Consider the following 14,042-nt stretch of genomic DNA (forward strand, 5'->3'; position numbering starts at 1 on the left):
CGACCCTGAGGACCCCTCAGGGTCGTCTCCTCCGAACGTACGAGGAACGTACGTGAACTGGCGTAGGGTCGCGGCATGGACGCATCCAACTCTCCGACCGCCAACGCGATGCGCCGCGCCCTGCGCCGCGCCCGGGACGGTGTCGCGCTGGACGCGACCGAGGCGGCGGTACTGCTCCGGGCCAGGGGCGAGGACCTGCGCGACCTCTGCGCCAGCGCCGCCCGGGTCCGTGACGCCGGCCTCGAAGCGGCCGGCCGCCCCGGCGTCATCACCTACTCCAAGAGCGTGTTCATCCCGCTCACCCGGCTCTGCCGGGACAAGTGCCACTACTGCACCTTCGTGACCGTCCCCGGCAAACTCCGCCGGACCGGCCACGGGATGTACATGTCCCCGGACGAGGTGCTGGAGGTCGCCCGCAGGGGCGCCGCGCTCGGTTGCAAGGAAGCGCTCATCACCCTCGGCGACAAGCCCGAGGACCGTTGGCCCGAGGCCCGCGAGTGGCTGGACGCGCACGGCTACGACGACACCGTCGCCTACGTCCGCGCCATGTCGATCCGGATCCTGGAGGAGACCGGGCTGCTCCCGCACCTCAACCCCGGGGTGCTGAGCTGGACCGACTTCCAGCGGCTCAAGCCGGTCTCCGCCTCGATGGGGATGATGCTGGAGACCACCGCCACCCGCCTGTGGAGCGAGCCCGGCGGCCCGCACCACGGCTCGCCCGACAAGGAGCCGGCCGTCCGGCTCCGGGTGCTGGAGGACGCCGGCCGCAGCTCGGTGCCGTTCACCAGCGGCCTGCTGATCGGAATCGGCGAGACCTACGAGGAGCGCGCCGAGTCGCTGTTCGCGCTGCGCCGGGTCTCCCGCGCCTACCACGGCATCCAGGAACTGATCCTGCAGAACTTCCGGGCCAAGCCGGACACCGCGATGCGCGGCATGCCGGACGCGGAGCTGGACGAGCTGGTCGCCACCGTCGCGGTGGCCCGGCACATCATGGGCCCCTCCGCCTGCCTGCAGGCCCCGCCGAACCTGGTGGACGGCGAGTACGAGCGGCTGATCGGGGCCGGTGTCGACGACTGGGGCGGCGTCTCCCCGCTGACGCCCGACCACGTCAACCCGGAGCGCCCCTGGCCCCTGGTCGAGCAGCTGGCCGAGCGTTCGGCGGCGGCCGGGTTCGAGCTGCGCGAGCGGCTCGCCGTCTACCCCGAGTACGTCCGGCACGGCGAGCCCTGGCTGGACCCGCGAGTGCTGCCGCACGTCCGGGCACTGGCCGACCCGGAGACCGGTCTGGCCCGCCCGGACGCGGTGGTCACAGGACGCCCCTGGCAGGAGCCGGAGGACCTGCCGGAGTCCTACGGCCGCACCGATCTGCACAGCGCCATCGACACCGAGGGCCGCACCGGCGACCGCCGGGCGGACTTCGAGGACGTCTACGGCGACTGGGAGGTGCTGCGGGAGCAGGCGGCCTCGGCCGTCCCCGGTCCGACCGGCGCCCCGGAGCGGCTCGACGGCGAGGTGCGGGCCGCCCTCGCGGTGGCGGCCGACGACCCGACCCGGCTCACCGACGAGCAGGCGCTGGCGCTGTTCCAGGCGGACGGCCCGGCCCTGGACGCGCTGTGCCGGATCGCCGACGCCGTCCGCCGGGACACGGTCGGCGACGTGGTCACCTACTGCGTCACCCGGAACATCAACTTCACCAACGTCTGCTACACCGGCTGCCGGTTCTGCGCCTTCGCCCAGCGCCGCACCGACGCCGACGCCTACAGCCTCTCGCTGGACCAGGTCGCCGACCGGGCCGCGCAGGCGTGGGAGGTCGGCGCCACCGAGGTCTGCATGCAGGGCGGCATCCACCCGGACCTGCCCGGCACCGCCTACTTCGACATCGCCCGCGCGGTGAAGGAGCGGGTTCCCGGGATCCACGTGCACGCCTTCTCGCCGATGGAGGTGGTCAACGGCGCGACCCGGACCGGCCTGTCGATCCGGGACTGGCTGCAGCGGGCCAAGGAGTCCGGCCTGGACACCATCCCGGGCACGGCCGCCGAGATCCTGGACGACGAGGTCCGCTGGGTGCTCACCAAGGGCAAGCTGCCGGCCGCGACCTGGGTGGAGGTCGTCAGCACCGCGCACGAACTGGGGATCCGCTCCTCCTCCACGATGATGTACGGGCACGTGGACACCCCCGCGCACTGGGTGGGCCACCTGCGGCTGCTCGCGGAGATCCAGCAGCGCACCGGCGGCTTCACCGAGTTCGTGACGCTGCCCTTCATCCACACCAACGCCCCGGTCTACCTGGCCGGGATCGCCCGGCCGGGACCGACCGCGCGGGACAACCGGGCGGTGATCGCGATGGCCCGGTTGCTGCTGCACCCGCACATCCCCAACATCCAGACCAGCTGGGTGAAGCTGGGCGCCGAGGGCGCGGCGGAGATGCTCCGCTCGGGCGCCAACGACCTCGGCGGCACGCTGATGGAGGAGACCATCTCGCGGATGGCAGGTTCGGCGTACGGCAGCTACAAGTCGGTCCGGGACCTCCGGGCGATCGCCGAGGCGGCCGGGCGGCCGCACCGGCAGCGCACCACGACCTACGGGGAGGTGCCGGCCGAGCGGCTCGCCGCCGCGCTGGCCTCGGACGGGCACCTGCCGGACCTGCTGCCGCTGGTCGACTAGGGCGGAGGGCCGCCACCTGCGCCGGGACGAAACCCGCGGAGTCCGGCGGGTGGCGGAACATCCGGTGGTGATCCGGTGGAGCGGGAACCCTGCCGGGCTGTTCGGGCATTCGAATACAGTGCGAGGGCGCGCGACCGGCCGTGCGTCGCGCGTCCCTCCCGCTCCCGGACGAAAGGCGCTTGCCGTGATGCCACTGTGGTCCCGCGCCCAGCAGCAGGACTTCCGCAGCCGGGTGCGGGGATGCCTGCTCGGCGGGGCGATCGGGGACGCACTCGGCGCGGGCGTGGAGTTCGAGTCCCTGGAGAAGATCCGCGCCGCGCACGGCCCGCTCGGTGTCACCGGGTACATCCCCGCGTACGGGCGACTGGGCGCGGTCACCGACGACACCCAGATGGTGCTGTTCACCCTCGACGGGCTGATACGCGCCCACATCCGCCGGGACACCGGCAGCTGGCACCCGCCCACCGACGTCCACCGCGCGTATCTGCGCTGGGCCGTCACCCAGCGGGACTGGGGCCCCGACGAGCGCCGGGCCGACCTCGGCTGGCTCGGCCGGGAGGAGTGGCTCTACGCGCAGCGGGCGCCGGGCCAAGCGTGCCTCTCCGGTCTCTCCGGACCGGACGCCGAGCGGCTGGGCACCCTGGAGGCGCCGAAGAACCCGCACTCCAAGGGCTGCGGCACGGTGATGCGGGCGGCGCCGTTCGGGCTGCTGACCACCTGGGAGCCGGGCCTGGTGTTCCAACTGGCGGTGGAGTGCTCGGTACTGACCCACGGCCATCCCACCGGTTACCTCTCGGCCGGCGCGCTGGCGGTGATCGTCCAGACCGTGGCCCGGGGCGGCACCCTGGAGGAGGGCGTGCACCTGGCGCTCGCGCTGCTGTCGGAGCGGCCGGCGCACGAGGAGACCACGGCGGCGCTGCGGGCCGCGCTGGACGCGGTGCGAGCGGGGGAGCCGTCCGCCGAGCGGGTCGAGGCGCTGGGGGAGGGCTGGGTCGCCGAGGAGGCGCTGGCGATCGGGGTGTACTGCGCGCTGGTCGCGCACGACGTCCGGTCCGGGCTGCTGCTGGCGGTGAACCACTCGGGGGACAGCGACTCCACCGGCGCGGTCTGCGGCAACCTGCTCGGCGTCCTGCACGGTGACACCGCGTTGCCGCCCGGTCTGGTGGCGGGTCTCGAAGGGCGCGGGGCGCTGCTGGAGCTGGCCGACGACTTCGTCCTGGAGCTGATGCACGGGCCCGAGCTGCACAGCCGGGACACCGCGGAGGGCGCGGCCTGGGCGGCCCGGTATCCGGTGTTCGGCTGATCCTCGGCCCGGTTCCGCTCCGTCCGGTACTGCTGGACCCGGTCCTGCGGGGCCCGGTCCTGCGGGGCCCGGTCCTCGGCCGGTGGCCCACGGGGTGGGTGCCGGTGGCGGGCCTCCGGACGCGCGGATGCCCGTAGCGGTGGCCGCCGCCCAGGGGGAGGGCGACGGACACCGCTACGGGCACCTGGGCCGGGAGCCGGCACGGGGCCGGTCAGGGACTGCCGAACGCTCCGGCACCCGCGGCGGCGGCGAACGCGTTCCAGGCTTCGGGGGAGAAGCGCAGCTGCGGCCCCTCCGGGTCCTTGGAGTCACGGACGGCCACCTGGTCGGCGGCCGGCACCCTGATCTCCACACACGCGCCGTTGCCGCCGCTGTGACTGCTCTTGCGCCAGCTCGTCCTGTTCTCGAAGGTGGTGCTCATCGGTGGTATCCCTCTTCAATGTCGGCTATCAGTGAGCGGGTCTCCGCCACCCCGAGCGCGGCCGCCCGCAGGTGGTCGTAGAGACTGGTATAGCGGCGCACGTCGGCCTCCTTCTCCAGGTAGAGATCGCTCGTCACCCCTTCGAAGTAGACAACCGTCGAATCGGCTGACTCCGGGAACTCCAGCAGGGAGAATGTCCCGGTCATTCCGGGGTGGGCGCCGTGCGAGAACGGGATGACCTGGATGGTGATGTTGGGGCGCTGGCTCAGTTCGAGCATGTGCTTGAGCTGGTGGGCCATCACTTCCTTGCTGCCGACCTCGCGGCGCAGCACCGCCTCGTCTATCACCGTCCACAGGCTGCCCAGCGGGTTCTCGCCGTTGACCCGGTCCTGGCGCTTCATCCGGACCTGCACCCGGCGTTGCACGGAGAGGGCGTCGGTGTCCGGCTGGGTGCCCTCGACCACGGCCTGGGCGTACTGCTCGGTCTGCAGCAGCCCGGGCACGAAGGAGGACTCGTACGCGCGGATCGACGACGCCTCGGCCTCCAGCCCGATGTAGACGCTGTAGGGGGTGGGCATGTCGTTGAAGTCGTGCCACCAGCCGCGCTGCCGGGACTCCCGGGCCATCTCCATCAGGCTGGCCCGCATCGCCTCGTCGGCGACGCCGTAGACGTCGCACAGGTCGCGGACGTCGCGCTGGCTGATGCTGCGGCGGCCGTTCTCCAGTCGGCTGATCTTCGACTGGGAGACCATCAACCGGCCGGCGACCTCCTCCGCGGTCATCCCGGCCGAGTCCCGGAGCTTGCGCAGCTCCGAGCCCAGGCGTCGACGACGCACCGTGGGATTGATGTTCGCGGACACGTCGACCTCCGGTAGGACCTCTGGTGATCGTTGGAACGGAAGTCCTCGGAACACGGTGGAAATCTGGATCAACCCCCTGACGTTGAGCAGCATGTCACCCCGGATCAGGTCGGCGCCGGGAAATCGCAGGAGCGCAGTAGAACAGATCATCGGAAAAGCGCTTCGGCGAGACAGCGGGCACCTCCGAGTGGTAGAGGCGCCACGGCCCGGGTCCGGCGGTGGTGCGGGCGGTGCGACGGATGCGGTGCGGATGCGGCTCGGGGCCGCGCAGGTGCTGGTGGCACGTGCGGGGGCGGTATGCGGCCGGGGGTCCGGGTGGGGCCGGACCGACGCGGGGGACGGCGGAGGGGCGGTCGCCCGGCGACTTCCGTCGCGGGCGACCGCCCCTCCTCACTGCTGGGTGGTGCCGGTTGCTCGGCGCCCCGGCGGGGCGTGAGCGGTCAGCTGCGCGCTGCCGTTCGCGCTGGTGCGCGCTCGGCGCGCGGGGTGGTTCTGGTGCCCGTGGGACCGCGGGCCGAGCGGTGGGTCCGGATGGGGGTCCGGGCCCCGGCCCCTGTGTGGGCCCCGGTGCGGGCGCCGGTGCGGTACCCGGCGGGTGTCCGGCCTCGGCGGGAGCCTCAGCGGACACCGACCCGGGATGCCGCGACCCGGCCGCCGCCGCTGCCGCGCCCAGCCGTCGAGCGCGGACCGGCCCGGCCTCCCGAGCCCGACGGCGCCGGAGCGGTCTGGGAGGAACGGTTCTGCTGGCTCGGCAGGCCGTTCTGTACGTCCATCACGGCGTGCGCGACCATCCCGCCCAGCGGGTCGTAGCGGATCAGATCGCGCAACCGGGACCGTGAGGACCGGCCCTCGTTGCCCGGGTACAGGTGCTTGCCCAGACCGACCGAGTGCGCCAGGGCGGCGAGCGCGGCCGTCCGTGGGTCCGGCGGCACGCCGGTGCGGATCGCGGTGTCCAGCCGCTGCTTGATCGCGGCGTTGGTGCAGTCGTCCGACGCCTGATAGCGGATCGTCGGCAGCACCCCGCACACCTGACCGGGCACGGCGGTCACCATGCCGCAGCGCTCCAGGTGCGCCAGGTAGGTCTGCCGCAGCCCCAGTCGGGGTCCGCCGATCCAGTGCGCGGCGCGGACCGGGCTGCCGCGTCGCCGCAGCAGTTCGAGCGCGTGGTCGAGTGTGGGGTCGCCGGTCGGCCGTGGGAGCACCACGGCGATTCGGTCACCCTCAGGAACGATCCGTCCGGCCAGGGACAGCTCGACGAGCTGTGCCCCGGCGAGTCCGAGGTCGAGGGTCTGCGGCTGCGCCGTGGTGCCCGTGGCCGGGTCCAAAGCGAGCAGCAAGAGCTCCTCGGGAACAGTTCTGCGGCTCTTGCCCATCCAAGCCTCCCCGCGTGGATGGGAAACAGCGTGACGCCTCTCACACGGGCTTGTCGAGTACGCCTCCGAATCGTGACCTTGCGATCGACCGGGGGAACCGCCCGTGGCGGGCCCGGCGTCTGACCGTTGAACAGGCCGCGGTGCGGCCGTGCCGCGCCAATAACCGCCGGTCGGGCGGGGTGTGGGCGACCGGATCGGTCGCCGGTGGCGGAGACTGTACAGGTACACGGGGCGGGGTACCGGCTTCCCGAAATCGGGTCGGCCGGTGCCCCGCCGGGCGTTGAGGAGGCTGGGTTACGTGGGCGAGTCCCCCGACAGGGTGCTGCGGGACGGCGAGCGGGTGCGGGAGCGGGACGGCGAACCGGCCGGGTCCGCCGCGGTCCGGAAGGCGGCCGCGCCGACGGCGGACCGGGCGGCGGGCGAGGAGGTGCGCCCGGAGCCGGGCGGCACCACCGGTCCGGCCGCCGAGGCCGCGGAAACCGTCGGCGCCCCGTCCGGCGACACCCCGTCCGGCGACTCGGGCGAGGCCCCGAAGGACGCCGCAGCCGACACCGCGGACGACACCGCCGACACCGCGGACGACACCGCGTCCGGCGCCCCGGGTGCCGCCGAAGAAGCCGCCGACGGCGGATCGGTCCGGCCGCCCAGGCCCGCCACGGTGCAGCTGCGCGTCCGGGATTCGGACACCCGGACGACCGCGCTGCGGATGCCCGTGGACCAGGCGACCACCGCGCTGCGGATGCCGTCGGACGACGCCACCACCGCGCTGCGCCTGCCCTCCGACGACGCCACCACCGCACTTCGCCTGCCGGACCGGCCGCGCGGGCCGTCGGGGGCCACCGCGATCGGTCCGGCCGAGCGGGCGGAGGCGGCCGACGGGGCCGGGTCCGACGCGTCGGACCGCCCGACCGGCACCGACCCGCGTCTCGCCATTCGGACGGCACCGACGACGGCCGGGCCGGTCGGCGCCGCCGGTCGGACCGGGGCCGGGGCGAAGGCCGGAGCGGAGGCCGAGGCCGAGGGCGGGACCGAGGAGGGGAGCGCGACCGAACCCGCCGGGAGCGACACGGGGGCCGACGGGCAGCCGGCGTCCGCGACCGCCCCGGCACCCGCGCCCGCGTCCCCGGCGACGGCCGAACCGGCCGGCCAAGGGGCAGCGGCGGAACCGGCGGAACCGGCCGCCGGGGCGGCCAAGGCCGCCCGGGCGGAGAAGTTCGAGAAGCGGCAGGACACCGAACGAACGCGGATGCTGCGCCTCCCCGCCGCCGCGGACACCGTCCCGAAGCCGCCCGCGCCCGAACCGCTGCCCGAGCCGGAGCCCGGGCCCGCGCCGACCCCGGAGCCGCGCCCCGCGCCGGTCCCCGCGCCGCCGCCCGCGCCCGAACCGCTGCCCGAGCCGGAGCCCGCGCCGCTGCCCTTCCCGGAGTCCACCTCCGAGGCCATGGACGTGCTGGCCACGCTCAACGGACGGCCGGTCTCGCCGCTGCGCCGCGTGCTCAAGCGGATCACCATCTGGACGATCTTCCTCGCCGTCGTCCTCGGCGCGGTGGTCACCGCCCAGCTGCTCCGGCCGCTGCCGGACAGCAAGGTGCGGATGACCGCCGCCGGCGGCTTCGGCTTCGCCGGCGACCCGCTGGACCTGGCCTGGCCGGCCAAGGGCCAGTCGGCCGCCGAGGTGGTCGGGGTCGGCAGTCTGGGCAGCTCGGGCCCGGAGACACCGGCCTCGATCGCCAGTGTCACCAAGGTCATGAACGCCTACCTCATCCTCCAGGCCCACCCGCTGAAGAAGGGCGAGGGCGGCCCGAAGATCACCGTCGACAAGCAGGCGGCCCAGGAGTCCGGCAACGTCGACGAGTCCCGGGTCACGCTCACCGAGGGGCAGCAGCTCAGCCAGTACCAGGCGCTGGAGCTGCTGATGCTGCCCTCCGCCAACAACGTGGCCCGGCTGCTCGCGCGCTGGGACTCCGGATCGGAGGAGGCGTTCGTCAAGAAGATGAACGACACCGCCGCCAGGTTCGGCATGACCAACACCACCTACACCGACCCGGCCGGCTTCAACGCCGAGACCAGGAGCACGGCCAAGGACCAGCTGAAGCTGGCCGAGCAGGTGATGCAGGACGAGATCTTCCGGCAGATCGTGTCGACCGCGGACACCACCTTCAACAACCAGAAGATCCCCAACACCAACACGCTGATCTCGCCCAAGAACGGCATCATCGGCGTCAAGACCGGCTCCAGCACCCCGGCCGGCGGCTGCCTGATGTGGGCCGCGTTCAAGGACGTCGCCGGTGTGCGGCGACTGATCCTCGGTGTCACCCTGGGCCAGCCGCCGACCGCCGCCGAGCCCAGCATCCTCAAGGTGGTGCAGACCGTCAGCGCCAAGCAGATCCAGGCGGCCCAGAACGGGCTCACCGGTCAGACCCTGGCCAAGCAGGGCGACGTGGTCGGCCGGGTCGACGACGGCCTCGGCGGTTCCGTCCCCGTGGTCGCCGCGCAGGACCTCTCGGTGGGCGGCTTCCCCGGCATCACCGGCACCCTGGTGCTGGACCCGCTGAAGGTCGGGCACCGGGTGGCGGCCGGGACCCAGGTCGGCGTGCTGCGGGCCGGTGAGGGTGCCGACAAGGTCGAGGTGCCGGTCGTGCTGAAGTCCGACCTCGCCCCGCCGTCCATCCTGGACCGGCTGACCCGGGCCCTCTGAGGCCCGTCGCCCGGGCCCTCCGTCCCGGGGGCACTGCCCGGGCCCGTCGCCGGGGCGGTCCGCGCTCAGAAGCGCGGACCGCCCCAGCGGCCCGGCTCGGTGCGCGAGCCCAGGAACTCGGCGATCGTCTCCTCCTCGGCCAGTACCCGGCCCAGCGCGATCGCCAGCGTCACCCCCGTGAACACCACGATCAGCCAGGACAGCGCGGTGAACACCACGCCGTAGGGACCGAACTGGCCGATGCTGCGGCCCATCGCGCCCGGCAGGTAGACCCGCGAGGCCACCCCGACCCCGACCACGGCCACCCCGGAGAGCAGCGCCCCGGGCAGCAGCGGCAGCCAGCGCACCCGGCCGCCCAGCAGCAGGTGCTGGGTCCACCACCAGAGGGCCGTCGCCCCCAGGAAGGTGAGCGGGAGGCCGAGCCAGGCGCCCAGACCGAAGCCGTCCCGGACCGGGGTCTGGCACACCAGGCAGACCAGCCACACCAGCAGCCAGACCAGCCAGCGCCAGGCCGCGACCCTGGTGCCCGATTTGGGCAGCTCCCAGCAGCGCTCGCACACCCGTTGCATGGCCCGGCTCAGCGCCGTCGCCGAGAGCAGGGTCACCACCGCGCCGATCACCCCGAAGCCGGTGTCCTCCTGGTGGCCGGTCCCGAGCAACTGCTGGACGGAATCGGCGGCCGCGCCCTGGAGTCCCAGCTCCTTGCGCAGCGAGTGCACCAGACCGTCCCGGACGGCCGCGGGCGTGAACACCGAGACCACGAACAGCGCGGGCAGGGCGCTCAGGAAAGCCTGCGCGGCCAGCCGGGTGGCGCAGTCCAGCAGGTTCACCCGGAACAACTGGCGCAGGGCCCGGCCCACCAGCGGGACCTGGTGCGGCAGCTCGCGGGCGGAACCGGCCAGGGCCGTCGACCGCTGCTTCCACCGGTCCCTCCGCCGGGGCGCCCGATCCTCCGGCCGAGGAACCGGCCGCCCGGGAGGTGGCTCGCTCGGCTGCTCGCTCACGGACGGTCCTCCCGACCTGGTCGCCGTGATCCATCGTCGCCCGGGTCCCGGCGGGCCGCATCCGGGCCGCGCCGCGGCGCGCGGGTGGTTGCCCGCGCACCGGGGGAGGGGACGGCCGGGGCGCGGGTCAGCGTCCGGCGTCGGCTCCTTCCAGCAGCGCGAGCGTCATCCCGCCCAGCGGGGTCACCTGCTGCGGCGGGCCGAACCGGCCCCGCAGGGCGGCCGCCTCGTCGCCGGGCAGCTCGGCCAGCGGATCGGTGGTGTCACCCAGCACGACCAGCCAGGTGCGGGTCCCGGCCCCGGTGCAGTCCGCGGGCCGCGGGCACGGTATCGGGAAGAGGTCCCCGGCCGTGACGGCGCCGCTCGCCACGAACAGGGGGTACGGCCGGACCTCGTTCGGCAGGTAGTAGGAGACACCGGGGCCGACCATCGACCACGCCTGGTCACCGATCGGCGCGGCCAGTCCGTCCCCGGGCCGGTAGCCGGCCGCGATCAGCCGGGCCACCGCCTGGTAGGGCTCCTTGGACTGCGCGTGCGACCCCGGGTAGCGCACCAGCGACTGCCGTGGCAGCGCCGCCGCACCGGCCACCCCCACCACGCCGACCGCGAGCACCAGCCCCGCCACCCGCAGCCCCGGTCGGGTCCGGCCGGGCTTGGCCGCCGCCGTCACCACCGCGTACACCGCGCCGACCCCGCAGCCGGCCAGCGCGGCCCAGGCGGGGACCGTGAACAGCAGGTACCGGTCGAGGAAGTAGGAGGTGGAGCCGCGCGAGAGCAGCCAGACCGCCAGTACCGGCAGCACCGCCAGCAGCAGCAGTCGCAGCGCCGGACCGCGCCGTCCGGGCAGCACCAGGGCCAGCACCGCCAGCACCAGGAAGACGTGGAACACCCGGGCCGATCCGAACAGCGGCTCGCCGAAGTGCCACAGCTGGTCGACGCTCGGTCGGGCGAGCCAGCCCAGCTGCCGCTCCGACTGCTGGCGGCCGAGCAGCGCGACCGGCAGCACCGCCGCGACCAGGGCGGTGAGCACCAGCGCAAGCCGGCCGAGCAGCCGCCGCAGGTCCGGCCCGCGGCTCCCCCACAGGTGGGGCGCGACCAGCGCCGCGTGCCCGGCGAGGGCGCTCAGCGAGACCAGGTGCGCGGCGCCGGCCAGGGCCATCGCCAGGCTGTACGCGGCCCACCGCCACGGCGTCGACCGGTCCAGCGCGCGCAGCAGGAACCAGGTGGCGGCGGCGACGGCGCAGGTGACCAGCGCGTAGGAGCGGGCCTCCTGGGCGTACCGGGAGACCAGCGGGACGGTCGCGAAGAGCAGCCCGGCGGAGGCGCCGGCGACCCGGCCGCCGAACAGCCGGGCGGTGGTCAGCGCGGTGAACGCCGCCGCGCCCGCCATGGCCAGTACCGAGGGCAGCCGCAGCGCGATCGCCGAGTCGCCGAACAGCGTGATCCAGCCGTGCAGCAGGACGTAGTAGGTGCCGTTGCTGGCGTCGACGTGCTGCAGCATCCGCAGCAGTTCACCGAGCGGGCGGACGGCGGACGTCCAGCTCGCCACCTCGTCCCGCCACAGGGTGGGGGTCGCCAGCCGGTAGCCCCCGACCACCAGCATCACCAGCGCCGGGGTCAGCCAGGTCGCCGGCCCGGCCGCCCGTGCCGTCCGGCGGACGGATCTCTCGTACCACCGCTCGCCCGCCACCATCTGCCGCCCCCGCCTCCGTCTCCGGCCGGACGGCCCCGGGGCCGAGGGCCGCCGAGTCCCGTCCTCCCAGGCTAACCGGCGCTCCTTCCGCAGGCCGGGCCGCCCCCGGCCCCGCTGACCCACCGTCGGCCCGCCCGCCCCGGGACCCGTCCCCGTCCAACCGTCCCCGCCGATCCGCTAGGCTGTCAGCGGTCTTCCCCGCCTCAGTAGCTCAGGGGATAGAGCACGGCTCTCCTAAAGCCGGTGTCGCAGGTTCGAATCCTGCCTGGGGCACAGCGCCGGTTCCGGCGGAAGACGTAGGACGTGGGCCCCCTCGGTTTCGACCGAGGGGGCCCACGGCGTTCCCGGGAGAGCGGTGGTCAGCCGGCGCGCCGGGCGGTCCGGTCGCCCGTGGGCCCGGGCCGGCTCGCTCAGCGTGCCCCGGCCCCGGCCCCGGCCCCGGGGCCGCGGACCCGACCCTTCGTGCCGCGGGCTGGCCGACACCGAGGCTGTTCGTCGCAGAGACCGAGGTGGGGGCTGCGGGGGCCATGGGCGCTTGGCGTCCATCTCGGCAGGCTCGGCCGAACCGACTGTTCGGACTGTGCCTCGCCGGCAACGCTGCCGGTCACGAAGTGTCGGCCCCGCGCACGCGGGGATGGTCCCGAGTCCACGTTCGGCTGGATCGGCCGGCGCCCGTCGGCCCCGCGCACGCGGGGACGGGTCGCTTCGTGCCCGCCGGCCCGCGGTCCGCCGTGCCGCGGGCGTGCCATTACGGGCGGGGAGTACGGGTGGTGGTGAGGGCTTGCGATGCACCGCACCTCTGTCGGTACGGGTCAGGGCAGGTCAGCGACGACTGTGCTCCTGAAGCCGGTGTCGCAGGTTCGAATCCTGCCTGGGGCACAGCGCCGGTTCCGGCGGAAGACGTAGGACGTGGGCCCCCTCGGTTTCGACCGAGGGGGCCCACGGCGTTCTCAGCCGGCGCGCCGGGCGGTCCGGTCGCCCGTGGGTGGGGAGGGCGGTCGGTGTAGGAAGCCGTCGGGCCGGTCGGGGACGGGGCGGTCCGAGGGAGCCTCGCCGAGGTCGTCCCCGGGACCGTCGGCGAGGTCGTCCGGGAGGTCGTCCGAGGGGCTGGTTCCGCGGGGCGGGTGGGGTGGGGAGACGAGGACCCGCTGGACGCGGGGGCGGGTGCGCCAGTCCACCCGGCGGAAGTCACGGGCGAGGGCGCCGGGGCGGGCGAGTTCGACGAGGACGGTGACGGCGCCGAGGACGATGCCGGCGGCGAGCCAGCCGGCCAGCACGTCGGTGGACCAGTGGAGGCCCAGGAAGATCCGGGAGGCGCCGATCGCGAGGACGGTCAGCGCGGCGGTCGTGCAGGCGGTGGCGCGGCCGGCGCGGCGGGCCCGGGGCCAGAGCAGGCCGACCAGCACCGCGCAGGTGATCACGGAGGCCATCGCGTGCCCGGAGGGGAAGGCGGGGCCGTCGGCGTGCGCGACCGGGTCGGAGAAGGCCGGACGCTGGCGGCCGAAGGAGAGCTTGAGCACCCATTGGCCGCCCCAGCCGATCAGGGTCTGGGCGGCGACCCAGCCGGCCAGGGTCCGGGCGCCGATCAGCCAGAGCCAGAGCGTGACGGCGCCGAGCACGCCGCGCATGGTGATCGTTCCGCCGATGTCGGAGAACATCTGCACCGAGGCGGTCCACACGGTGTGATCGGCCGCGTAGCGGTGCAGATCGCGGGTCAGCTCGCGGTCGAACCAGGCGAGCGGGCCCCAGCCGGTCTGCACCAGGGCCGCGAGGGCGGCGAACAGTCCGGCGCAACAGACCGCGAGTGCCGCGTGCCGGAGCAGGTGGCGATCACGCGCGGTGATGGCGGGCGAGCTGTTGGTCAGGTGCATGGCTGACACCTTCCCAGCCGCCTGTGCCGAGCGCGCGCTGCGGTGATAGCGATTTGGCATCTTTTGTGCGGAGAACCTGCGTGCGCCGGTGCGGGGGCGCGGCTCTGCGCGGGAACGCGCCCGGCGCCGGCGGGGTTGTGCCTGACGGGGGCCGT

Annotated in this window: 9 protein-coding genes and 1 tRNA gene; 4 read left to right on the top strand and 6 right to left on the bottom strand. The window is 74.4% G+C overall.

The annotated features are described in order from the left end of the window. Positions 1 to 75: 75 nt before the first annotated feature. Positions 76 to 2,664 carry a bifunctional FO biosynthesis protein CofGH gene (locus ACIQ9P_RS20160; protein ID WP_402357495.1) on the top strand — a complete coding sequence of 863 codons (2,589 nt, stop codon included), beginning with the start codon at positions 76 to 78 and terminating at the stop codon, positions 2,662 to 2,664. Between the two features lie 187 nt (positions 2,665 to 2,851). After that, positions 2,852 to 3,967 carry an ADP-ribosylglycohydrolase family protein gene (locus ACIQ9P_RS20165; RefSeq protein ID WP_402357498.1) on the top strand — a complete coding sequence of 372 codons (1,116 nt, stop codon included), beginning with the start codon at positions 2,852 to 2,854 and terminating at the stop codon, positions 3,965 to 3,967. A 211-nt stretch (positions 3,968 to 4,178) separates the two neighbouring features. Here ACIQ9P_RS20165 and ACIQ9P_RS20170 read toward each other — a convergent pair whose 3' ends face one another. The 3 genes from ACIQ9P_RS20170 to ACIQ9P_RS20180 all read right to left on the bottom strand — a co-directional run bounded on the left by ACIQ9P_RS20170 (position 4,179) and on the right by ACIQ9P_RS20180 (position 6,621). After that, the gene (locus ACIQ9P_RS20170) at positions 4,179 to 4,388 is read right to left on the bottom strand and encodes a DUF397 domain-containing protein (protein ID WP_402357501.1); all 210 of its coding nucleotides are present in this window, start codon (positions 4,386 to 4,388) and stop codon (positions 4,179 to 4,181) included. Beyond that, complete coding sequence (locus ACIQ9P_RS20175; protein WP_402357503.1) at positions 4,385 to 5,248, bottom strand: helix-turn-helix domain-containing protein; 864 nt, start codon at positions 5,246 to 5,248, stop codon at positions 4,385 to 4,387. The genes ACIQ9P_RS20170 and ACIQ9P_RS20175 overlap by 4 nt, the downstream gene beginning before the upstream one ends. 617 nt (positions 5,249 to 5,865) lie before the next feature. Beyond that, on the bottom strand, positions 5,866 to 6,621 hold the full coding sequence (locus ACIQ9P_RS20180) for a GPP34 family phosphoprotein (protein WP_402357507.1): 756 nt from the start codon (positions 6,619 to 6,621) through the stop codon (positions 5,866 to 5,868). Between the two features lie 298 nt (positions 6,622 to 6,919). Between ACIQ9P_RS20180 and ACIQ9P_RS20185 the strand changes: the two genes are divergently transcribed. Then, a complete protein-coding gene (locus ACIQ9P_RS20185) occupies positions 6,920 to 9,319 on the top strand; it encodes a hypothetical protein (protein ID WP_402357510.1) in 2,400 nt (799 codons plus the stop codon). Positions 9,320 to 9,384: 65 nt separating this feature from the next. On the opposite strand, the gene ACIQ9P_RS20190 is transcribed toward ACIQ9P_RS20185, so the two are convergent. Next, positions 9,385 to 10,323 carry a YhjD/YihY/BrkB family envelope integrity protein gene (locus ACIQ9P_RS20190; protein WP_402357513.1) on the bottom strand — a complete coding sequence of 313 codons (939 nt, stop codon included), beginning with the start codon at positions 10,321 to 10,323 and terminating at the stop codon, positions 9,385 to 9,387. Positions 10,324 to 10,450: 127 nt separating this feature from the next. Next, complete coding sequence (locus ACIQ9P_RS20195; protein WP_402357516.1) at positions 10,451 to 12,016, bottom strand: glycosyltransferase family 39 protein; 1,566 nt, start codon at positions 12,014 to 12,016, stop codon at positions 10,451 to 10,453. A gap of 200 nt (positions 12,017 to 12,216) precedes the next feature. Here ACIQ9P_RS20195 and ACIQ9P_RS20200 point away from each other — a divergent pair. Then, positions 12,217 to 12,289, top strand: a tRNA-Arg gene (locus ACIQ9P_RS20200). A gap of 677 nt (positions 12,290 to 12,966) precedes the next feature. Here the strand turns inward: ACIQ9P_RS20200 and ACIQ9P_RS20205 are convergent. Continuing rightward, positions 12,967 to 13,887 carry a phosphatase PAP2 family protein gene (locus ACIQ9P_RS20205; protein ID WP_402357519.1) on the bottom strand — a complete coding sequence of 307 codons (921 nt, stop codon included), beginning with the start codon at positions 13,885 to 13,887 and terminating at the stop codon, positions 12,967 to 12,969. Positions 13,888 to 14,042: the final 155 nt, after the last annotated feature.

Source organism: Kitasatospora sp. NPDC094019 (assembly GCF_044764505.1).
Taxonomy (GTDB): Bacteria; Actinomycetota; Actinomycetes; order Streptomycetales; family Streptomycetaceae; genus Kitasatospora.

Bases quoted from the DNA above. Each gene is read 5' to 3' on its own strand.
- ACIQ9P_RS20180 (WP_402357507.1), bottom strand. From the start codon at position 6,621: ATGGGCAAGAGCCGCAGAACTGTTCCCGAGGAGCTCTTGCTGCTCGCT.
- ACIQ9P_RS20165 (WP_402357498.1), top strand. From the start codon at position 2,852: ATGCCACTGTGGTCCCGCGCCCAGCAGCAGGACTTCCGCAGCCGGGTG.
- ACIQ9P_RS20195 (WP_402357516.1), bottom strand. From the start codon at position 12,016: ATGGTGGCGGGCGAGCGGTGGTACGAGAGATCCGTCCGCCGGACGGCA.
- ACIQ9P_RS20170 (WP_402357501.1), bottom strand. From the start codon at position 4,388: ATGAGCACCACCTTCGAGAACAGGACGAGCTGGCGCAAGAGCAGTCAC.
- ACIQ9P_RS20205 (WP_402357519.1), bottom strand. From the start codon at position 13,887: ATGCACCTGACCAACAGCTCGCCCGCCATCACCGCGCGTGATCGCCAC.
- ACIQ9P_RS20160 (WP_402357495.1), top strand. From the start codon at position 76: ATGGACGCATCCAACTCTCCGACCGCCAACGCGATGCGCCGCGCCCTG.